Annotated in this window: 15 protein-coding genes; 7 read left to right on the plus strand and 8 right to left on the minus strand. The window is 67.3% G+C overall.

Annotated features, from left to right (window positions below; all coding sequences use genetic code 11):
• Nucleotides 1-75: 75 nt before the first annotated feature.
• On the minus strand, nt 76-528 hold the full coding sequence (locus L593_RS07405) for an N-acetyltransferase (protein ID WP_020446322.1): 453 nt from the start codon (nt 526-528) through the stop codon (nt 76-78).
• Between the two features lie 104 nt (nt 529-632).
• Complete coding sequence (locus L593_RS16285) at nt 633-2,711, minus strand: DEAD/DEAH box helicase (protein ID WP_020446323.1); 2,079 nt, start codon at nt 2,709-2,711, stop codon at nt 633-635.
• 260 nt (nt 2,712-2,971) lie between these two features.
• Here L593_RS16285 and L593_RS07415 point away from each other — a divergent pair, with 260 nt between their 5' ends.
• Nucleotides 2,972-3,850: a DUF4097 family beta strand repeat-containing protein gene (locus tag L593_RS07415; protein ID WP_020446324.1), complete on the plus strand. Its 879-nt coding sequence runs from the start codon at nt 2,972-2,974 to the stop codon at nt 3,848-3,850.
• Between the two features lie 374 nt (nt 3,851-4,224).
• Nucleotides 4,225-4,575 (plus strand): hypothetical protein, encoded by a 351-nt coding sequence (locus L593_RS07420; protein ID WP_020446325.1) that lies wholly within the window; start codon nt 4,225-4,227, stop codon nt 4,573-4,575.
• Between the two features lie 21 nt (nt 4,576-4,596).
• On the opposite strand, the gene L593_RS07425 is transcribed toward L593_RS07420, so the two are convergent.
• The 5 genes from L593_RS07425 to L593_RS07445 all read right to left on the minus strand — a co-directional run bounded on the left by L593_RS07425 (nt 4,597) and on the right by L593_RS07445 (nt 9,411).
• Nucleotides 4,597-5,466 (minus strand): hypothetical protein, encoded by an 870-nt coding sequence (locus L593_RS07425; protein WP_020446326.1) that lies wholly within the window; start codon nt 5,464-5,466, stop codon nt 4,597-4,599.
• A 221-nt stretch (nt 5,467-5,687) separates the two neighbouring features.
• Nucleotides 5,688-6,443 carry an ABC transporter ATP-binding protein gene (locus L593_RS07430; protein ID WP_020446327.1) on the minus strand — a complete coding sequence of 252 codons (756 nt, stop codon included), beginning with the start codon at nt 6,441-6,443 and terminating at the stop codon, nt 5,688-5,690.
• Nucleotides 6,443-7,510: an ABC transporter permease gene (locus tag L593_RS07435; RefSeq protein WP_020446328.1), complete on the minus strand. Its 1,068-nt coding sequence runs from the start codon at nt 7,508-7,510 to the stop codon at nt 6,443-6,445. Before L593_RS07435 ends, L593_RS07430 begins: the two co-directional genes overlap by 1 nt.
• Nucleotide 7,511: 1 nt before the next feature.
• Nucleotides 7,512-8,522, minus strand: coding sequence for a hypothetical protein (locus L593_RS07440; protein ID WP_020446329.1), 1,011 nt, complete (start codon nt 8,520-8,522; stop codon nt 7,512-7,514).
• A 118-nt stretch (nt 8,523-8,640) separates the two neighbouring features.
• Nucleotides 8,641-9,411, minus strand: coding sequence for a DUF6293 family protein (locus L593_RS07445; protein WP_020446330.1), 771 nt, complete (start codon nt 9,409-9,411; stop codon nt 8,641-8,643).
• Between the two features lie 47 nt (nt 9,412-9,458).
• On the opposite strand from L593_RS07445, the gene glyA reads away from it, so the two are divergent.
• From glyA to L593_RS07465, 4 genes are all read left to right on the plus strand, one after another.
• Nucleotides 9,459-10,922 (plus strand): serine hydroxymethyltransferase, encoded by a 1,464-nt coding sequence (glyA, locus tag L593_RS07450; RefSeq protein WP_020446331.1) that lies wholly within the window; start codon nt 9,459-9,461, stop codon nt 10,920-10,922.
• Nucleotides 10,919-11,479 carry a bifunctional 2-polyprenyl-6-hydroxyphenol methylase/3-demethylubiquinol 3-O-methyltransferase UbiG gene (locus L593_RS07455; protein WP_020446332.1) on the plus strand — a complete coding sequence of 187 codons (561 nt, stop codon included), beginning with the start codon at nt 10,919-10,921 and terminating at the stop codon, nt 11,477-11,479. Before glyA ends, L593_RS07455 begins: the two co-directional genes overlap by 4 nt.
• Before the next feature lie 159 nt (nt 11,480-11,638).
• Nucleotides 11,639-12,484, plus strand: coding sequence for an alpha/beta fold hydrolase (locus tag L593_RS07460; RefSeq protein WP_020446333.1), 846 nt, complete (start codon nt 11,639-11,641; stop codon nt 12,482-12,484).
• Between the two features lie 64 nt (nt 12,485-12,548).
• Entirely contained in the window at nt 12,549-13,418 is an 870-nt protein-coding gene (locus L593_RS07465) for an alpha/beta fold hydrolase (protein WP_020446334.1), read from the plus strand.
• Nucleotides 13,419-13,965: 547 nt separating this feature from the next.
• On the opposite strand, the gene L593_RS07470 is transcribed toward L593_RS07465, so the two are convergent.
• Nucleotides 13,966-15,267, minus strand: coding sequence for an adenosylhomocysteinase (locus tag L593_RS07470; RefSeq protein ID WP_020446335.1), 1,302 nt, complete (start codon nt 15,265-15,267; stop codon nt 13,966-13,968).
• A gap of 322 nt (nt 15,268-15,589) precedes the next feature.
• Here L593_RS07470 and L593_RS07475 point away from each other — a divergent pair, with 322 nt between their 5' ends.
• Entirely contained in the window at nt 15,590-22,735 is a 7,146-nt protein-coding gene (locus L593_RS07475) for a CARDB domain-containing protein (RefSeq protein WP_020446336.1), read from the plus strand.
• Nucleotides 22,736-22,872 lie beyond the last annotated feature (137 nt).

The following is a 22,872-nucleotide window of genomic DNA, read 5'->3' on the forward strand; positions in this document are numbered from 1 at the left end:
AAAACCAGGTGCGCCGTCACAGACGGAGAAGTCGCGTCGATGCAGCCAGCGCGATGCCGCACTCGGGCCAGTCGGTCACAGCTCGCGTTCGTACACCGTCCCGAACGGCTCCATGCCGACGTGCTCGTAGAAGGCCGCAGCCTCGTCGTTGTCCGCGGCACAGACGAGCGCGACGTGGTCGCAATCCCGCGTCTCGCCCCAGGTCTCCAGCGCGTCGAGCAGCGCTTCGCCGTGGCCCTCGCCACGGTGGGCCTCGTCGACCACGAGGTCGTGAATCCACAGGCTCCGCTCGTGGTGGACGACGGTCTGGACGTAGACGCCGGCGACCGCGACGAGCGATTCGGCGCTTGCGCCGCGGGCGTCGGCATCCCCGCCGGTCGCTTTGGCGAACCAGCCCAGGAGCCGGTAGTCGTCCTCGTCCCGCCAGGATCGCACGAACGCCTCGTCGACGTAGCTCCAGAGCTGGCGAAGGATCGGGACGGCGCGCTCCCACTCGGCGTCGGTCGTCAGTTCCCGGAGTTCGGCCATCGAGCGACGATGCGGGAGCTACGGTGAAAATCCTCCGTACGGTGTGCCAGGCAGTGCCAGCGGGAGTCGACGGCTGCAGGCCGGACCTCGGCAGCGAGACGCCGTCACTCCGCGGCCCAGTCGCTCGATGCCAGCTCCCCGGGCGCGTCGACGTGGACCTCCCGGACGTCGACGCCCTTGCCCGCGAGGTGGCGAGTGCGCTGGCGGGCGAACTCCTCTTCCTCGGTGCCGGTCGTCGCGAGCACGTAGACCTGGGCCTTCCCGGCGGGGCGCATCGTGCGGCCCGCGCGCTGGGCGCCCTGGCGGCGGGAGCCGCCGAGCCCGGAGGCGACGATGGCGACCTCGGCCTCCGGGAGGTCGATGCCCTCGTCGCCGACCCGGGAGACGACGAGCGTGCCGAGGTCGCCGGCGCGGAACGACGACAGGAGCCGCTCGCGTTCGGCGTGGCGGGTCTCACCGGAGAGGAAGGGTGCGTCGATGGCGTCGGCGATCGCCTCGCCCTGGTCGAGGTAGTCCACGAACACGAGCGACTGCTGGGTCGGGTGCTCGGCGAGCAGCGCCTCGACGTGGGCGATCTTCGCGGGGTTCGTGGCTGCCGCCTGCCGGCGCTCGTGACCGTGGCTGGCGGCGTACTCGTCCTGGGCGGTGACCGTTGCGGCGTCGGGGCCCGATTCTGGCGGTTTCGTCGGGACGCTCGCGTCGGTGGGTCCAGCATCGGGGTCGGTTCCGGTGGCTGTCTCGTCACCGGCAGCCGCCGAATCTGTCGCATCCGGCTCCGTGTCTGCGGACTCCGCCGCCTCCGCCCGCTCGGGCCAGGGGACGAAGTGCAGCTCCAGTTCGGGCTCGGCGACGTAGCCGGCGTCGAAGAGCTGGTCCCAGTCGGTGCCGATCGGCGGGCCGATCAACGTGTAGATGTCGGCCTCGTCGTCGCCCTCGCGGACGGGCGTGGCGGAGAGGCCGAGGCGGTGTCGGGACTGGAGGTCCGCGCTGCGGCGGTAGACCGGCGCCGGGACGTGGTGGGCCTCGTCGAACAGGAGGAGGCCCCACTCGCGGGACTCGAAGAGTTCCCGGTGGCGGTCCATTCCCGCGACGTGGTAGGTCGCGATCGTGATCGGGCGGACCTGCTTCGTGCCGCCGTGGTACTCGCCGACCTGCTCGGGCTCCAGGGTGGTGTGGGTCAGCAGCTCCTCGCGCCACTGCGAGACGAGTTCGCGGCTCGGGACGAGCAGCAGCGTCTCCCCGCCGATCGCGCTCATGATCCCCATCGCGGCGACGGTCTTGCCCGAGCCGGGCGGCCCGACGAGCACGCCGGCGCCAGCGTCCTCGAAGCGCTCGACCCAGTCCTGCTGGTAGTCCCGGAGCTGGAGGTTCAGGTCGAACTCGACGGGCTCGCCGGATTCGAGGTCGCGCTCGTCCTTGACGGGGTAGCCCGCCTCGTAGAGCGTGCGCTTGACGGCGGCGATCGCCTCCTCGGCGACCCACGCCCCGGTGTCGGAGATGCGGGCGCGGAGCTGTCCGTCCTCGAGCTTCGGCTCGGCGACGTTGCTCAACAGCGACGCCGACTCGGCTTCCAGCACCTCGTAGCCGTCATCGTGGGTGTAGAGCCGGAACTTCCCGGCGCGAGCCCACTGGTCGGCGATCCACCCCTCAAGTGCGGGTTCGGGGTCGGGAAGGACGGCCCGGAGGGAGCCGATCAGGGCGTCGAGGCTGTCGTAGGGCGCCGCCCAGACGTCCTCGGGGCGAAGTTCGTAGAGGTAGCGGCCGTCGTCGGCCTCGACGAGCCGGGCGAACTGCGAGAGCCTGGCGCGGGTAAACTGCCGCGGACGGTCCACGACGATCTCCTTGCGCGAGGGGAAGGGCACCACGCGTTCGGTCTTCGCGAGGTCGGCGACGGCGTGGGGGTAGTAGACGACCGGATCGTGGGAGACGTCGTCGCGTTCGAGCGCCGTCGTGCGTTCGGCGAGCAGGTCGAGGGCGTCGCTGGCGGCGGCCTGCGAGACGTCGAGTTCCCGGGAGAGCTGGTCGGCGGTCGCGAAGGGCTGGCCGATGGCCTGCAGGGCGGTCTGGACGTCGTCGACGGCGAGATCGACGGCGTCCTCGCCCTCGCCGAGTTCGACGGTCGGTTCCGCCGCCTCGACGTCCGACTCGGCTGCACCGGCGTCTGCAGCGTCGTCCTCTGTCACTGGACCCGCCTAGCCGGCGAGCGCCAAAGTACGCGTCGCCTCGGGACCGACAGGTCGAACGGGGCCGGGAATCGCAGGCGGGCGGCGGGCGGTCCGCCGAGCGAACCGGCCGTGATCTCCACCTGAAACGAAGGGGTGCCTGGGTGTGGAGGAGTTCGCCGCTGCGGCCATTGTGATACGGCAACACGCCACGATAGCGGCGTTGCAGAGCCTGCAACTGTCGATCCGGGTTTTTGAGGTGGTGGCGGCTAGCCGGGTGTATGGTCCCCTCCACGACCCGGCGACGCGCGCTCGCCGGAGCCTGCAGCGCCGCCCTCGCCGCCGTCGCGGGCTGTAGTCTGGTCGATCGAGACGAGCAGGCGACCGTCAGCCAGTCCGTCGACGCCAGCGACGTCGACTCGGTGGCGGTCGACAGCGACACCGGCGACCTCGCCGTTCGCGGGCACGACGGCGACGAGATTCGGATCCACGGCGAGAAGGTGGCCGCCAGTGAGGACGGCATCGACGCACTCTCGGTCACGCAGCGCCGCGACGGCGATCGGCTCGTAATCGGCACCGAACTCGGCGACGCCCCCGAACTGACGGGGTGGTTGCGAACCCCGACGCTCGACCTTCGAATAGAGGTCCCCGCTGGCGTCGCGCTCGATCGAGCGACGACCGAGACCGGCGACCTGGACGTCGAGGACGTCACAGGGTCGGTGCTCGCCAGCGCCGACGTCGGCGACGTGTACGTGGCGAACGTCGATGGGGCCGTCGACGCACGGAACGGCACCGGCGACGTGACCGTCCGCGACGTAACGGGGCCGATCGCCGCGCGGACCGACACGGGCGACGTCTCCGCGGACGGCGAGATCGAGCGGCTGGCGACCGAGACGGGCGCGGTCAGGGCAACGGTCCGTGGGCTCGCTGGCGAACCCGAAATCCGGGGCACAGCGGGCGACGTCTCCCTCGCGATCGCCAGGTCCCTGGACGTCACGATTTCGGCGTCGGTCGACGCCGGCGAGGTGACCGTCCACGGCGACGGCCTCGATACCGTTCGGGAGGCCGCGGACTCGACGCGGATCGTCCTCGGGGACGGCTCCAGGCGCCTCGAGGTCGACGTCGACACGGGGGACTGCTCGATCACGACGCTCGGTTGAGAGACGACGGCGTCCGCCGGCCGTCTCTCCAACGACCACAGAAGCGCGGCCCACCACGACGAAGCATGGCAAGAAGCCGCCGGGATCCGACCGATCGACCAGCCAGTATTCCTGGTGGAATGAAAGGGCGAGGCGTGCGTGGCGGCTCCGCCGCCACGTTTCAGGCGGTCGGCGCTGCCGACCGCCCCGCTCGCGCACCGTTCGGTCGCTCGGCGACCCCTATCGCGCCGCGGACGGTGCGGAGAGCGGCGCGATATGTCGCCGAGCGGCCGCGAGCGCGCCGAGGGCTTTCAGGGAAGCGATTGCACTCACGAAAACGGGGATTTCTAGCCCAGCACGCAAGGTTTAGGCCGGCCAGGCCACTCCCCTCGGTCGTGAAGCGTTACGAGACCGACGTGCGCGAGGGCGTCCTCCACCTCGAGACGCCGGGCGGGTGGCTCGAGGTCGGCGAGATGGACGCGATCTGCGAACTGATCGGCGGCGAGACGTACACGCTCGAGTACGACAACCGCCAGCGCCAGGTCGGCTGGCTCGACACCGACGAGGACGGCCGACTCAGCTTCGAGGTCCGGGAGACCATCCGCGACACGACGTTCGACAGCGAATTCGTCGAGGCGATCGCGAACGCGCCACTCGACGAGGACGACGAGGACGGCTACCCCAAGCGGACTGCGGCGTTCGCGGACATGCTCACCGCGATCTGGGACGGGAAGGGCAAGCTCTGAGCCGAGAGCGCCGCGTCGCGCTCACTCGATCGACAGCTCCCAGGCCCCGTCGGCGTTGACGACGATCCAGGCGGTGCCGGTGTGCCTGAGTCGGGTTTCGGCGCCGTCGACGCGCCCGATCTCGTTGAACGCGTAGGACGCGTCGAGGAAGGAGGTCGCGTTCTCGCTCCAGATTGTGACCTGGAAGTTCGACTCGCCGGTGTGATTGGCGGTCAGGATCACGCTCTCGGTGAAGTTCACGGGGCCGAGGACGGCCTGTCCCTCGCCGCTCGCGGTCGCCGGCGCTTCGGTGGCGTTCGGGTAGACGGGCGTGGCGTTCGAACGCCCGTCCGTTGTAGTCGCGCCGCCGTCGGTCGCGTTCGCTGGAGCAGCCGACGCGGTCGCTGTCGCGTTCGGCTGGAGCAGCGTCAGATTCCAGGGCCCATCGGCGGTGACGGCCATGGAGTACTCGCCCGCGGGGAGCCCGGTCGCCCCGACGCCGTCGACGGTGCCGATCCGGTTCGCGAGGTAGGCGACCTCCTCGTCGGCGCTCTCGTTCCAGAGGACGAGCTGGAAGTTCGACTCGCCAGCGTGGTCGTACCCGACGAGCAGCAGGCCGCCCTCGAGCACGAACGGGTCGGTGACAGTCTGGCCCTCTCCGGAAATCGTCACGGCGGTCGAGTCGTTGGCCGCCGCGGCGGTCAGATTTAGCGGGACCAGTTCGGTCGTCTCGATCGATTCGTTGGTCGTCGACTCGTTGGCGTCCGCCTGCGCCGCGCCGGCGGCCGATCCGGTCGTGGCGACCGCGACGGCGACGACCACGATGGCGAGGGCAGCGACCGTCGCCAGGCGCCGCCACCAGGGCCGCCGCACCGATCGCTCGGACCCCGGAGTGGAAATCGTGCGAACCATACCCGCACCGAGTACGCGGTATCCCAATAGCAGCACCTCGTTACCTGTTGCGGGCGGACCCCGCCGATGGCGTCCAGTTCGGTAACCTCGTCGAAGCGACGACCGACGCCGAGCTTACCGTCGTCGTGCCTACAGCGCCGAAACTCCGGGACGGCGGCTCATTATCTGATCGTACCGCGCCGGAAAGATCGATGTGCTCACAGACGAGCCGCGAATCCGCCTCAGCCGTCCAGGATGTCGCGGTACTGGTCGAGGACGTCCTCGGCGGGTTCGCCGTCGAAGCGGACGGTGCCGTCGAGGATCACGGTCACGCGGTCGAGCACCGGTGCGAAGTCCTCGACGTTGTGCGTCGAGACGAGGATCGTGCGGTCGTCGCGCTGGTAGTCCTCGAGAAACGCCCGGATCCGCCGGCGGGAGTAGTCGTCGACGTCTGTGAAGGGCTCGTCGAGGAGCAGGACGTCCGGGCGGGACAACAGCCCGAGCGCGAGGTCGAGTTTCGTCGAGAAGCCACCGGAGAGGTCGGCCGCGACGCGGTGGACGGCGGGATCGAGTCGGAGCCCGTCGATCAGGTCCTCGACCCAGTCCCAGCCGGGCGGGTCGTCCTGCAGCGAGTGGAACACCCGGAGGTTCTCGCTGACCGTGAGGTCCGCGAAGAAGCATGGGCGCTGGAAGCTGTAGCCGACGGTGGCGTCCGGCCGGGAGATCGTTCCCGCCGTCGGGCGTTCGAGGCCGGCGATCAGCCGGAACAGCGTGGTCTTGCCCGAGCCGTTCGGGCCGAGGAGTCCGCGGAACTCGCCACGTTCGAGCGTCAGGGAGACGCCGTCGAGTGCGACGACCGCGCCGGCACCGTCGCGGTCCGACGCGTCGTCTCCGGCGGTTCGGTCCCCGGATGCATCGCCTCGCGACGATCCACCGAGACGCGGGAAGCGGCCGCCGCCGTACCGCTTCACGACGTCCTCGACGGTGACGGCGGGCATCAGGCTGCCCTCCGGTACCGCACCAGGGACAGTTCGAGCAACGCGAGCGCGACGATCGAGGCGACGAGCATGTACCCGAAGTAATCGAGGTACAGCGTTGGATCGACGGACTTGAGCATCCCGCTGCGCATCGTCACCGTCGAGTAGTGGGTCGGGAGGAGTCGGGCGATCGTGGCCCGGAGCGACGAGAAGAAGCCCACCGGGAAGAAGAGACTCGACGCCGCGAAGGTCACGCCCGCGATGGTGAAGTTGACGTAGATCGCCGACTCCGAGCAGTCCATCGCGAACAACACCGCGAGCCCCGTCGCAGCGAGGTAGACGAAACTCAGGGCAACCGAGCCGAACACCAGTGGGGAGAACACGGCAACGGAGTACCCCAAATAGCCCGTGACGAGACCGATCGAGGCGATCCCCACCCCGAGCAACAGCCCCCAGACGATCAACTTGCTCGCGAGGACCGCTTCCAGCGAGGAGTCCGTCCGCAAGCGATCGAACACCTGTCGCTCCGAGCGGACTTGCCGCGGGAGGAAGACCAGCGAGTAGAGGACGACGAAGAACATCGTCGCGGTGGGGACGAGGTACTCCGAGAGCGAGGGATCGCGGCCCACCCGCTCGAGGCGAGCATTGACGTCGGCTGCCAGGAGCGCGTCGAGTTCCTCGTTCAGGATGTCGGTCGCCACCTCGGAGGGCTCGTGGAAGGGGACGATTCCCCGGTCGGCGTGGACGGTGAAGTTCGCCGTCGCGTTCGGATCGTCGAGGCCGCCCGGCACCTCGATCACGAGGTACACCTGTTCGCGTGTGAGGGCGTCGACGGCGGCCTCCGTACGCTCGTACTCGCGGGGCTCGCCGAAGATCCGGACGCCCTCGCGGACGATCTGCATGTCGTGCTCGGTCGTCGAGTCGTCCTCCGCGACGACGGCCACCGGGACGTCCTGCGGGACGGTGTTCTGGTAGACGACGGTCCCGAGCGCGAACGCGCTGGGCAACAGGACGACCAGCAGGAGAATCGGCGCGAGATTCCGCCGGACGGTGATCGCCTCCTTGTACAGCAGGGCGATCAGGTCCACGCTACTGCGACTCGGATGCCTCGATCAGCGTCTGGACGTCGGACTCGTAGGTGAACGTGACGTCGGAGCCGTCCTGGCCGACATCGAGGTTCTCGACGAACTGGCTCATCTGGGGGTCCTGACCGTAGCTCGTCAAGACCATCTGGACGGTGCTACTGAACTGCTCTGCAGACTGCTCGTTCGACATGATGATCCGACCCTCGAGCCCGACCGTGTCGCCGCTCGTGTAGTAGACGCCGGTCATGGCCTGGATGTCCTGGGTCATCGAGGACCCCATGCCGCCGCCCGTGCCGGTGTCCTCGGGCATCGTCATCGCGAAGGACATGTAGCCGTCGCGGGTGTCGTCGTAGGCATCGCGAAGGGTGCCGCTGAGGGCCTCGCCGTCGCCGTACGTGACGTCGAGGGAGTTCCGCACCGGCCCCTCGGTGCCCATGACGTAGACGCCGTTCCCGTGGACGCCGACGTAGGTCTCCTCGTCGGACTGGGAGGTCTCGTCGACGAGTTTGTAGAAGACGCCGCTCTCGGAGTAGTCCTGCTCCTGGAGGCTCACCGAGTCGTTGGACTCGATGGCGGACACGAGGTCCTCGGTCGACCAGTCCGTGTCGACGAGAATTCCGACGTCCTCCTGGGACGTGTCACCGACGGAGGCGCTCATGCCGGTGTCCTGCCCGTAGATCAGCATCGAGTTGAAGCCGGAGGGATCGAGGCCGGTCTCGGACTCGAACTCGGAGAAGCCTTCCTGAAGGTCCTCCTGGCTGGCCTCGTCGTTCTCGCTGGACGCGAGGAGCTCCATCGTGGTCTGGTCCTGCATAACGTCCATGTCGAAGGACATCACGATCGTCTGGTCCTGGGGGACGTACTCGATCAGGGCTTCGTCACTCGATCCGCCGCCGTCGCCGCCCAGGACCGCGCCGGAACAACCGGCGCCGGCCACGAGGGCGAGCGCGAGCAGCACGATGCCGAGTTTCCGAAGCGTCGTCCGCTCGGGGGTGATCGCCTTGCCTAGGCTCATAATCGGCGGATAAACGAGGGCAACCTATGTAAGTTTGGTGTCCGACTGGCGTGGAATCAGTCCCGATAATTCACCGTCGTGGTACCCCCGGACGAACGACGCACTCGCCCGGCGCCGTTCACCCCGATGCGTCGCTACGATCGTCCACGGATCCCGTCGGGTCGAGATACGCGAAGGCCCGTAGCGCGTCGCGGCCGGCGTCCGTGATCGAGACGCGGGTCGATCGACCGCTCCGGTCGAGCGAGACGTACCCGTTGTCGTCGAGGTCGTCGAGCACGCGAGCGTCGAGTCGTCGGTACTTCCCCTTGCGATTCCGGGCTTCGTGATCGGCGAGCGCCGGCAGGTCCGCGGATTCGGCGAACCGAATCAGCTGCTTCTTCGTCGCGGCGCCCTCCGCAGCGAGGTGGCGCAGTGTCGCGACCTGCTGTGGGTCGGGGTACTCCATCGGATAGGTCGGTAGTTCGACGAGCGATCGAACGCCCTCCGCGACGTCGGCCTCCGTCAGCGGGCCGTAGGCTTCCGCCCGGACGTAGTAGGGGGTCGCGCCGGTCGCCATGCAGGCGATCATCCCGCCGATGGCAGTGATCTTCGTCCCCGTCGCGAGGTTGACGTAGACGTCCGCGTCGGCGAACTCGCTGACGACCTGCCCCACGGTACCGATAGAGTCGTAGAAGTCGAAGATGTCACACGGGATCGATTCGTGTGGGATTCCCCGGTCGTCCAGACGCTCGCGGACCTCCGGGAGGTAGGAGGGGTGATCGGTCTCGTCGTCGTACACGAGGAGGACGAGGCGGTCCGCGGCGAGTTCCGCGGCGGGCAGTACGATCCTGTCGTTCTCGTAACCCACCGGCGCGACGTGGATCCGATCCGGAACGGCGAGGTCGTCCATGGGTGCAGTCGGTAGAGCAGTTTCGGGCCAGCCAGTTAGTCAGTTCGATGCGGTTCTATCGTCACAGTGTCGATCGGGTCGTTTCCGACGTGATCGGACTGATGACCGGCGATCCAGACGGTTCGAGTATGCGGGACCCTTCCCCCGAATCCGACCGTGCCTCCGAGTGCGCCGCAGACCGCACCGCCTCGGCACTCGCGGACGCCGATCCCGACGTCGCCTCGATCGTCGGCGAGGAGCGCCGACGGCAGGAATCGACGCTGTCGCTGATCGCCAGCGAGAACTGCGCCTCGCGGGCCGTCATGGCGGCCCAGGGCTCGTGTCTCACCAACAAGTACGCCGAAGGCGAACCGGGCGACCGTTACTACGCCGGTTGCGAACACGTCGACGACCTCGAACGGCTCGCGACGCGCCGCGCCGAGGAATTGTTCGACGTCGCACACGCGAACGTCCAGCCCCACGCCGGCACGCAGGCGAACGTCGCTGCGTACGAGGCGCTGCTCGAACCCGGCGACCGGATCTGCTCGCTGGGGATCGGCGACGGCGGTCACCTCAGTCACGGCCACCCCGCCACGCTCGTCGGTAGCCACTACGACGTCGCCACCTACGATGTCGATCCCGAGACCGGCTATCTGGACTACGACGCCGTCGAGGCGACGGTCCGCGACACCGACCCGGATCTCGTGGTCGCGGGCTACTCCGCGTACCCCAGAACCGTCGACTGGGAGCGCTTCCGCGAGATCGCCGACGCCGTCGACGCGTGGCTCCTCGCGGACATCGCGCACCTCACGGGGCTGATCGCCGCCGACGAGTATCCCTCGCCCGTCGGCGTCGCGGACGTCGTCACTGGTTCGACGCACAAGACGATCCGCGCGGGGCGGGGCGGCATCGTCATGACCGACGACGACTCGCTGGCGGACGACCTCGACGCCGCCGTCTTTCCCGGCGTCCAGGGCGGCCCGCTCGTCCACAATATGGCCGGCAAGGCAGTGGGTTTCGGCGAAGCCCTGCGCGGCGAGTTCGAGGGGTACGCCGAGCGAGTCCTCGACACGGCGGACGCCCTCGCGGAACGGCTCCAAAAGCGGGGCTACGCGCTCGTCTCGGAGGGCACGGACTGTCACTTCGCGCTTGTGGACCTCCGCCCAACGGATCCCGACCTGCCGGGGACGGCGGCCGAGGACGCGCTGGAGCGTGCCGGCCTCGTGGTCAGCCGCTCGGCGGTGCCGGGCGACGAGCGCCCGACCCACGTCGGGAGCGGGATTCGCCTCGGCACGCCGGCGCTCGTCTCGCGGGGCCTCGGCGTCCCGGAGGTGCGACAGGTCGCCGACTGGATCGCGGACGTCCTCGATGCGCCCGAGAACGAGGCCGTGATCGCCGGCACGCGGGCGAAGGTCAGGGAATGCTGCCTCGAGCACCCGATCTACGACGACGGCTGGACGCCGGCGACGTCGGCAGCGTCGGTCGAGGGCCCGAGTGACGGCCTCGACGACGCGCCGGAGGCGGATCGATGAGCGAGATCCTCGCCTACTACGACGACCTCGCCGAGTTCTACACCGAGATCGCGAGATTTCCGCTTCGCCAGCACGTCGTCTGGCCGGCGACGCGGTCGCTGCTGGGCGACGTCGCGGGAGAGCGACTCCTCGACGCCGGCTGTGGCACCGGCGAGCATTCCGCCGATTTGGCGGAGGAAGGCGCCAACGTCGTCGGCCTCGACGCCAGCGAGGGGATGCTCGAGACCGCGCGCGAGCAGTTCGGCGACCGACAGTTCGGCGGCGCCGGCGCCGACTCGCTCGCCTTCGAGCGAGCGAATTTGCTGGATGGCCTTCCCTTCGAGGACGGGTGCTTCGGCGTCGTCTGCTGTCAGATGGTGCTCTCCCACGTTCGGGAACTCGGTCCGGTGCTCGACGCGCTGGTCTCGGCGCTACTCGACGCCGGGTTCGCGATCGACGGCATCGAGGAACCAGCCCCCGACGAGGTATTCCGGGAGCGGTGGCCGGACGCGTACGAGTCCTACGTACAGCGGCCGCCTGACGTGCTCTGTTTGCGCGGTCGAACGCCACGGGAGTAGCTCGGACGGAGGCAGACTGGACAGCCCGGTCGAATGCTGACTGGACGGCCCGGACGAACGCGGACAGAGTGGCTTCGAGGGGATCGCCGCTGCGGCTTGCTCCCGGCATGGGCGGCCCGTTTCACGGGCCTTTTGCGACAGCCGCGTGATTCCAGCCCAATGGATCCCGAGGAACCCGAGCCACTCCCCGAGGGCTGGACCGAAGGTACGGTCCGGAGCAACGGCATCGACGTGCACTACACGCGGACGAACGACGGGACGAGTGACGATCCGCCGTTCGTGATCTGCCACGGCGTCTTCGACGACGGCCCCTGCCGGACGCCGCTGGCCAGGGAATTCGCCGACGAGTTCGACGTGGTGCTCGTGGACGCCCGTGGCCACGGCCGCTCGGACGCGCCGGCGGAGGGGTACGCGATGGCCGAGCGCGTCGCGGACCTCGGAGGCGTGATCGAGGCGTTGGAGCTTGCGGACCCGATCCTGTTCGGCCACTCGATGGGCGGAGATACGGTCGCGGCGACGGCAGCGGCCCACCCCGATCTGCCGCGGGCGGTCGTCATGGAGGATCCCGCGGGGATGCTCGCCCACGAGGAGAGTCCGGAAGAACTGGCCGCGTGGGCCAGCGATCGGATCGAATTCTGGCACGGCCACTCGAAGGCGGAGCTGCTCGATGCGGACGAGGAGATCAGCAGCTACGTCGCCGACGGGCGTGCGGAGTTGGCGCGGCGCCTCGCAGACGCACGGCTCCGCGTGAGCGCCCGTATTTCGGCGGTGTTCGCGAGTGGTTGGGTGGATACCGGCGAAACATACTCCGAGATTCGGGTGCCGACGCTGATCCTGAAGGCGGATGGGGACGACGCCGAACGGGAGCGCAATCGCGAGCACGCGAGTCACCTCCCCGACGTCGAACTGGTCCACGTCGACGGGACGGGTCACACCGTGTTCCGTGACGATCGGGAGACGGCCACCAAAGAGCTGCGAGCGTTTCTCGACGGACTCGTGGAGTGAGGTGCACGCGCGCCGGCCGCCTCGCCCGATACCACTTTGAAGGAGCCCCGCAAACCCCGTCGCTATGCGCCCCGCTGTCGAGCACGACGACGTCACCGGATCGGGGGTCTACGTCGGCGGCAACGAACTCCGCTACATCCGGACTGGCGAGGGGAACGGCGACCCAGTCCTCCTGCTCCACGGCGGTATCGTCGACGCCGCCCACCTCTCCTGGGGCTCCGCGATCGGCCCGCTCGCCGCCGACCACGACGTCTACGCGCTGGACCTGCTGGGCTACGGTCTGAGCGACGCGCCGGACGTTCCCTACACGATGGACCGTCACGTCGAGACCGTCGCGGGATTCATGGACGTCGTCGGCCTCGATTCGGCCCACCTCGTCGGGACCTCGCTGGGCGGCGGGATCGGGATCCAGCTCGCGCTGGAGCAGCCCGAAAAGGTCGAGAAGCTGGTGCCGGTCAGCGCGTTCGGGCTCGGAACCGAGCTCCCGAACGGTCGCCGGACCTGGCTCCTCTCGCAGCTGGGCTTTCTCAACCGGATTGGGCTCTGGCTCGCCTCGAAGAACCGCTCGATCGCAACATCGAGCCTGGACAGCGTGGTGAGCGATCCCGACGCGCTGCCCGAGGAGCTGGTCGACGCGTTCTTCCGTGAGTTGCAGCGCCCGAAAGCGGGGAAGGCGTATCGGAGCTGGCGAAAGCAGGAGGTCGGTTACGGCGGCTGGAACACCTACTACTACACCCGGCTGGACGACCTGACGTGTCCGGCGCTGTTCGTCCACGGCGGGCAGGACGACGTGTTCCCAGCACGGTGGGCCGAGCGAGCGGCTGGAATCGCCCCGCAGGGCGAGGTCGAAGTCTTCGAGGACGCCGCCCACTGGCTCCCGCGGGACCGGCCCGACCGGCTGGAGAAATTGCTCGTCGCGTATCTGCGGGAGTGAAATTCGAGCACGGTTTCGACGGGCGAAGAGGGAATTCTGCAGGGGTCGACCCGCACAGCATCCCGCTTGGAAGCCCCCTCCCGCTCGGCGATCCTGACTCGCTGCGCGCTTCCCTCGCTACGCTCGGTCCAGTGCTTGCTTCGTCAGATATCGTCGAGCGGTCGGCCCCTTCCAGTCCCACCGCCCGCAGCCTCAATCCTCCCCAGCCTTCTGCGCTGCTCGGGTTCGCTTCGCTCACCACTGTGCTGCTCGGCCCTCGCACGGTTTCGCGCGACTGACTGCTCGCCCGCTCCGGGGCTCGCAGTCAGCGGCAGCGCGCGCCGACGTGGTCCACCGGGGTTTCGTGATCGGTAGAACATCATGAGGGAGGGACTGGAAGGGGCCGACCGCTGGCCGTTGGTAACGAAGTAAGCACCACAGCGAGGGAACGGAGTGACCGAGCGAGGAGCGCAGCGAGTTAGCTGCGGCCAGCGGTCGGGGGCTTCCAAGCGGTTAGCTGGCGAGATCGCTCCGAATCGAGCCGAGACGAATTCCCAACTTTCAGCGTCTACGTTCCGTGGTCCCAGGAGCCCATGTAGTCGGCCTGCGCCTCCGAAATCGCGTCCAGCTCCACTCCTTCGGCAGCCAGCTTGATCTCCGCGACTTCCTCATCGAGTTCGTCGGGGACGTCGTGGACGCCGGCGTCGTAGGAATCACCGTTCTCCACCAGTTCGCGGACGACGACGGCCTGGATGCCGAAGCTCTGGTCCATGACCTCGATCGGATGGCCCTGGGCGTTGGGCGCGGCCAGGTTGACGAGGCGGCCCTCCGCCAGGACGTTGATCCGGCGGCCATCGGCCATCTCGTAGGCCTGGACGCCGTCGCGAGCCTCGTAGGTGTCGACGGCCATGTCCTCGAGGCCCTCGAGGTCGATCTCGACGTCGAAGTGGCCGGCGTTGGCGAGCACGACGCCGTCGTCCATCGCCTCGAAGGACTCGGCGGTGATCACGTCGCGGTTCCCGGTCGCGGTGACGAACACGTCGCCCTCCGCGGCGGCCTCGGCCATCGGCATGACGTCGTAGCCCTCCATGTGCGCCTCCAGGGCACGGCGGGGCTCGACCTCGGTGACGATCACGTCGGCGTTCTGCCCGGCGGCCTTCTTCGCGACGCCCTTGCCGCAGTAGCCGTAGCCGGCGACGACGACCGTCTTGCCCGCGAAGGAAAGGTTCGTCGTCATCGCGATGTTGGCCAGCGAGGACTCGCCCGTGCCGTGGACGTTGTCGAAGAGGCGCTTCATCGGCGTGTCGTTGACGGCGAAGACGGGGTAGTCGAGCGCGCCGTCGTCGGCCATCGCGCGGAGGCGGTGGACGCCGGTGGTCGTCTCCTCCGCGCCACCGACGATGGTCTCGATCAGTTCGGGGTAGTCCTCGTGGACGGCCGCGACCATGTCCATCCCGTCGTCGACGGTGATCGTCGGCTCGTGGGCGAGCACGGCCTCGATCGCAGCGTAGTACTCCTCGTCGTCGACGCCGCGGCGGGCGTAGCTGCTGATCCCGTCGATGGCGTCGAGCGCGGCGGAGACGTCGTCGTGGGTCGAGAGCGGGTTACAGCCGGTGACGGCGACCTCGGCGCCGCCCAGCGCGAGCAGTTCGACGAGGACGCCCGTCGAGGCCTCGACGTGCATCGCCATCCCGATGGTCTGGCCGGCGAAGGGCTGGTTCGCCCGGACGTCCTCGCGGAGTTCGGCGAGGATCGGCATGTGCTGGCGGGCCCACTCGAGCTTTCGCTCGCCCGATTCGACGGCCTCGTCCGGCGCAGGGTCGTCGCCGGATTCGGCGAGTTGCTCTCGGATCGGCGGATACGCGGTCATGGCCGATGCGACGGCGACGGGGCCCTAAACGGTAGCGATGGCGAGACGATTCGTGATCTGCCGCTGCCGAACGGATCTCCACCGGAGTTGGCAATATCGTATTCCTTAGTTACGGGGGTAAGAGCGGTAATCACGTCTTAATTCGATCTATTCCTGATTGAATTATTAATAATCGTTTAGGTAGATGTGCTGAGAAGTTCCGAACGTTATAGGGTGGAGATCGGGGGGAACGACTGCGGGTATACTGGCCTTACTCGCGCTGCTGGCGGTGGTTGCGCCCGCTGGCGCGGTCGCGGGTGGACCGGGGGACCCGGGGGACGCAGTGCCGACCCTGGAGGAGGGGAGTACAGGCCTTCGATCGGCGGTCGACGCGACCGCCGAAGTCGGAAGCGACGCAGGCGTGGAGTCGGGGACCACCAGTCGTGAAGACCTGGCCGGTGGAGACGGCGCCGGTGGGCCGCCGGTCGATCCAGCGCTCGAGAACGCGACCGGCGAGACTGAAGTGATCGTCCGCTTCGAGGAGGCCCGGAACACGCCAGGCGCGTCGGCGAACTCCGTGTCGGAGCTCCAAAATCACGCAGAGCAGACACAGAGTAGCTTCGAGCGGTACGCACGGACTACCGACGCCGTCGAGATCCAGCGCTCCTTCTGGATCACGAATGCGATGCTGGTGCAGATGAATGCCAGCGAGCTGCCGCCGGGGCAGTTGCTGCAGTTCCAGAACGTCGAGCGGGTCCACCGAAACTTCGAGGTTCGTGCACTTTCCACGGAGGCAGACCCGTTGCCGTCGAGTACCGACCAGCCGTCGGCGACGGCACACGGTGGAACCGCTCCGTACAACGGGACCTACGGTCTCCACGTCGTGAATGCTACGCGTACGTGGGAAGAGTTCGGTACGATGGGCGGTGGGGTCAACGTAACCGTTCTCGATACCGGCGTCAACACGACGAGTACTGACATCGACATCTCGGCCTGGGCCGAAGTCGATGGGTACGGAAACGTGGTCGATACGAACGTTTCGAACGCGACGGATTCCGACGGACACGGGACCCACGTGTCGGGTACCGTAGCTGGGGGCAATGCGAGCGGACAATACATCGGTGTCGCCCCGAACGCGACGCTGAAGCACGGGCAGGTGATTCCCGGCGGTGGCGGGAGCTTCGCACAGATCGTTGGCGGGATGGAGTGGGCTACGAACGACACCGATAGCGACGTGATCACGATGAGTCTGGGCGCGACTGGCTACCACTCCGAACTGATCGCGCCGGTCAGAAACGTCCGTGATGCGGGCATTCCACTCTTCGTCGCAACCGGAAACGTGGGAGAGTGGAACAGCGACTCACCGGGGAACGTCTACGAGAGCATCAGCGTGGGCGCCGTCGACTCCAGCCTCGACGTAGCTGGTTTCTCCAACGGCGAATGGATCGACACGAGTGTAGCGTGGGACGGTGACGCACCCGACTCATGGCCGAGTCGATACACGGTCCCGGACGTCGTGGCCCCCGGGGTCGATGTTCTGAGCATCAACGGATCGAGCGGTGCGTACGAACAATTTAACGGGACGAGTATGGCGACGCCACACGTCGCTGGCGTTGCGGCACTCGTCCTCTCTGTGAACGGAACGCTGAACGACAGCGAGGTCGAACGAACGATCTCCGAGACTGCGTTCGAACCCCACAACTACGAGGAGCCTGACCATCGCTACGGCACCGGGGTCGTGGACGCGCTCAACGCCACCGCGAGCGTCACCCGGAACACGACCGTCTCCGGCTGGGTGACGAACGCAACTTCCGGAGCGGGCATCGCGGACGCACTCGTGGAAACGGAGTACGGCCTCCGGACGCGGACGAACGCGACGGGCTACTACGAGTTCGAAGTTCCGAGCAACAACCAGACGATCACCGCGGATCCGCTGGGCTTCGAGGCGAACGGCACCGCGGTCAACGCGACCGGCCAGGCGTCCGTCCAGCAGAACATTACGGTGTCCACTGAGATCGTCGAGGCCCGAATCGTCGAGCGACAGGCTCGCTACACGAACTCCTCGGCTGGATTGAACGTGAGCTACAGGGTGGCGAACGTTGGGAACTACAACTCCAGTCTCTTCTACCACAATCCGCTCCCCACGCCGAGCACTGCAACGTTGCGCGTTGACGGAAATGCCGTGTCGTTCGGCCAAAACGTCTCGCTGGGAATCGACGGGCCGACGACTGTTAACATCAGTGTGACGACCAACGACGGCTACTTCGGGATCCTCAGCTTGGAGCAGTCCTTCTACGGAGAAGGTGGATCGGGCGTGGTTGCTGACACGATTGGACCGAGTACCTACCACGACGATCCGGTGGAGATTCCGGAAGACCTCAACCCCTCGGCACTTCAGACCCCGATAGACTACGTCGAGAAGAACACGACGCTCGTCCTCAACGACACCACGACGTACGAGGAGCAGATCGGTACCTACCTCGGTAGTGGCACCTACACGGCGATCATACTGCGCAATCGGGTCTCGTTGGCAGCAGCCAACGGTGCCGATCCGCTAGTGAACTTCACGGATGTCACGCACCTCGTCGACATCGGCCTCCTCGTCTCCGAGCCCGACACGTCTGTCACCGGAATTACGTTCGATGGAAACGGCGCCACCGGCGTGCTCGACGTCGAGGCGACCGGCGCGGAGATCCGCAATGCGACGATCCGCGACGGCGCCGACGGGATCTACCTCGGAACCGGTGTCACGGATGCGATCAGTAACAACAGGTTCCAGAACCTCCTGAACGGGGTGTACGCCGACGGCGGCGACGTCCGATCGGTCGACAACAACACTGCGACTGGAATCGCGGACCATGGCATCCATCTCCCGGACTCGTGGACGCCGAACACCACAATAGCCGACAACGACCTGACGATCGACAGCGGGGCCACCGCCGGAATTAACGCCTCGACGAACGTCTCGTCGATTTCCGGCAACCAGATCACCCTGAACGGCTCGTCAGCGGACGGAATCGCTACAGGCGGTGCACCCGAGAGCACTGGGACGGTGACGATCGCGGACAACGTGATTTCGGGTGGGTACGTCGGCATCGAGGTCGGAGACCCCGGCGCAGACGTCATTCGAAACAATTCGATCTCTGACACCCAGTGGCGCGGGATTTCGGTCGGCTGGACCTACCGGTCCAGCGCGACCGTCGCGGAGAACGACATCCGGAACGTGGACTTGCAAGGAATCGTCTCTGATCCCTCCATCAACACCGTCTTCCACAACAACACGATCGATGGAGTTGGCCAGTTCGGGATCGAAATTAGGGATAACGGCCCCACGTCCGACAGCAACGTGACGATCTCTAACAATACCATCGTGAACGTCGACCCGTCGGGCGGCCACACGTCCCGGGCCGTGTTGGTGTTCCAACTGGGCAACGCAGAGATCGTCGACAACAACGTCTCTGATGGGCGAATCCGCGTCGAAAGCGGCGCGAACGTCACCGCCCGCCGGAACACCGTTACCAACGCCCCGGTCGGATTCGACGTCACCAGAAATAGTAGCAACGTTCGATCGGAACACTCCACGTTCACCGACGTCGGTCTCGTATTCCAGACGTCCTCGTTGTTTGGATACACACCGACCAACGTGACATTCGCTGACGCGAACGTGACGACGGCGAATGGAACGGTCCACATCGCCGACGTTCCAGCGGAGGACGTCGACGTCACGAACCTCTCGCTGGCCGACGGGACCAGGGTCGACGCCTCGGGACACAACGCGAGCCTGGAGCTCGGTCAGGATCCCTCCAACAGCACGTTCCCGGCGGACTATGGCGACATCGGGGCGTTCCTGAACCTGAGCGAGGAGGGCCCCGGCTCGCAGATCGACGTCAACGTCACCTACGACGACGCCGACGCCTCGGGGCTCCGCGAGGACACCCTCGAAGTCCACCGGTACAACGGCACGGGCTGGGAGACTGTCTCCACCACCGGCGTCGACACCGCAACGAACGACGTCTGGGCCTCGGTAACCAGCTTCAGCACCTTCGCACCACTCGCTGAGGAAACGCAGGGGACCTTCAACGTCACCAGCGTCGAGTCCAACGCCTCGACCGTTCTCGAGGGCGAGACGGTCCAGGTGAACGCGACGATCAACAACACCGGCGACCGATCCGGGACGCAGAACGTCACACTGGACGTCAACGGTTCGGTCGGCACCGTCGATCACGAGAACGTCACGCTCGATCCCGGCAACGAAACGACGGTGTCGCTGAACTGGACGACCCAGTCCGGGCAGGCCGGCGACTACGACGCGACGGTCACCACGGCGCAGGACACCAACTCGACGGCCGTGCGGGTCGATGCGCCGGCGAACTTCTCGGTGAACGTCACGGGGTCGAACTCGCCAGTGCAGGAAGGCGAGACCCTCGACGTGAACGCGACGATCGAGAACGTCGGTGACCGGAACGCCACCCAGACGGTGAACCTCACCGCCGGCGGCACGCAGCGCGACAGCCAGTCGCTGACGGTGAACGCCACCGAGTCGAAGCACGTCACGCTCCAGTGGGCCACCACCGACGGTGACGCTGGCGACTACACCGCCAACGTCAGCTCCGAGAACGACACCGACGGAGCGAGCGTCACCGTCCAGGAGCCCGCGAACTTCTCGGTCACGAACGTCACGACGAACGCTCCGGTAACGGAGGGCGAGACGCTCGACGTGAGCGCCACGATCGAGAACGTCGGCGACGTCGAGGGGACCCAGACGATCAATCTCACCGTCGATGGCACGGAGGAGACCACCCAGTCGCTCACGCTCAACGCCGGCGAGTCCTCGACGGAGACGCTCTCGTGGACGACGACCGCCGGGGACAACGGCACGCATACCGTCGCGATCAACTCCGAGAACGACTCCGCCTCGACGACCGTGACGGTCCAGACGCCGGCGAACTTCTCGGTCCAGATCGACGACACGAATTCGGCCGTCGTCGAGGGGGACACCCTGCAGGTGAACGCGACGGTGAACAACACCGGGGGGACGACTGCGACCCAGAACGTCACGCTCGCGCTGAACGGCACGCAGGAAGACTCTGAGTCGGTTTCGCTGAACGGGGGCGAGAACCAATCGGTGACGCTGAACTGGAGTACCACCGACGGCGACGCAGGAGACTACACCGCCGCCGTGAACACCTCGAACGACTCCGCGACGACGAGCGTCACCGTCCAGGAGCCCGCAAACTTCTCCGTGACGGCGATCAGTTCGAACGCGCCCGTGACGGAGGGAGCGAACCTGACCGTCGACGCCACGATCCAGAACGTCGGCGACGTGAGCGGGACGCGAAACATCACACTCGCACTCAACGACAGCGTGGGGGTCCAGGACTACCAGTCGGTGTCACTGGGCGCCGGGAACCAGACGACGCTGACCCTGAACTGGACGACCGCCGGGGGCGACGCCGGTGACTACAACGCGACGGTGAACGCGAGCGACGACAGCAACGCGACGAGCGTCCGGGTCGACGCGCCAGCCTACTTCGCGGTCGAGAGCGTCACGTCACCGAACGCGCCGGTCGTCGAAGGCGAGACCCTGCAGGTGAACGCGACGATCAACAACACCGGCGACCTGAGCGCGACCCAGAACGTCACGCTCGAACTCAACGGGTCGGTCGGGGTCGTCGACAATCAGTCCGTCTCGCTCGGCGCCGAGAGTCAGACCACCATCGCGCTGAACTGGACCACCGCCGACGGGGACGTGGGAGACTACACTGCTTCGGTGAACTCCTCGAACGAGTCCACGTCGACGTCCGTCCGCGTCGACGAGCCCGCGAACTTCAGCGTCACCGTCGACAGCACGAACTCGCCAGTCGTCGAGAACGACACGCTGCAGGTGAACGCGACGATCCAGAACGTGGGGGACCGAAACGGCAGCCAGACGGTCAACCTCTCGATCAACGGCAGCGTGGGCGAGGTTGACAACCAGACCATCACGCTGGACGTCGGCGAATCGACGACGCACACGTTCAACTGGACGACCGGCAGCGGTGACAACGGCAACTACACCGCCACCGTAAACTCGGCGAACGCCAGCGCTTCGAGCCCCGTCGAGGTGCTCGCGCCAGCGAACTTCACGGTGAACGTCACCGGGTCGAACTCGCCAGTGACCGAGGGCGACACCCTGCAGGTCAACGCGACGGTGAACAACACCGGCGACGTGGCCGCCACCCAGAACGTCACGCTGGAACTGAATGGAACCGGCGACGTCGCGTCGCAGAACGTCACGCTCGACGGCGGCAACGCGATTGCGATCGCACTGAACTGGACGACCGACGGACGGGACGCCGGCAACTACACCGCGACAGTGGCCTCCGACGACGGCAACGACACCGTGGCCGTCGAGATCCAGGACGCGGCCGTCTACTTCGAGGTCTCGAACGTCTCCGCGCCGGGATCGATCACCGAGGGCGACAGCTACACGGTCACGGCCAACGTGACGAACGTCGGTTCGGCGAACGCCACCCAGAACGTCTCCTACCTGCTGGGTGGCACGGTGCAGACGACCGAGACGAACGTGAGCCTCAACGCGAGCGAGAGGGTCGAGGTCACGTTCTCCGCGACCAACGGCACGCCCGGCGAGTACACCCAGGCGATCCGGACCGCGAACGAGACCGTCGCGACCGCAAATCTGACCGTGAACGCCGAGAGCAGCGGCGGTGGCGGTGGCGGCGGAGGCGGCGTCTTCCTCCCGCCGCCGAGCGACGACGGCGGCCCGTCGTTCACGATCACGTCGATCGATCTTGCCAGCGACGAGGTCGGCGTCGGCGAGTCCGTCAGCGTGGACGTACGCGTCGACAACGACGGCAACGAGGACGGCGAGTACACCGCCACGCTCACCGCCGACGGTCAAACGGTCGACAGCGAGACCCTGTCGATCAACGCCAACTGGCACGAGACGTTCACGCTCTCGGCGACCTTCGACGAGGCGGGCACCTACCAGCTCGCGATCGACGGCGAGTCTGCAGGTACCGTCACGGTGACTGGCGCTGCCGACCTCGTGGTCACGGATCGGCGTATCGACGCCACCGAGGTCGACGCCGGCCAGTCGGTGACCGTGACCACGATCGTGTCGAACGAGGGGAGCGGCGAGGGGAGTCGGACGGTCGAACTCGTGGTCGGGGGCGAAACCGTCGCCTCCGAGACGGTCACGCTCGCGCCCGGGGAGTCCGCCACGGTCACCCTCGAGCACACCTTCGCCGAGTCGGGCAGCTACGACGTCAGTCTCGGTGGCGAACAGCTCCAGACCGTCGAGGTCTCCGAGTCTCAGGCCGACGACGGGAGCGGTGACGGCGATGGCGGTGCAGGCGGTGACGGCGGGGGAGACGACGGCGGATTCCCGGTTCTGCTCGTGTTGGGTGTGCTCGGCGTGCTCGTCGCCGCAGGCTCGATCGGCTTCTTCGTCTACGGCGACGAACTGGCCGAACTGCTCGGCGAGTAACGGTCGCAGTTCGGTCGGTCTCCTCGCCGTCGGCCCGAACCCTCCAGGTGTCGGTGCCAGCGACTCAGTTCGGACCTGTGGAAACGGTCGTGACCGAGCACGACACTGCCGGGGCTCTCGGCCAGCTTCGACGAGCC

The organism is Salinarchaeum sp. Harcht-Bsk1 (genome assembly GCF_000403645.1).
Classification (GTDB): Archaea; Halobacteriota; Halobacteria; order Halobacteriales; family Salinarchaeaceae; genus Salinarchaeum.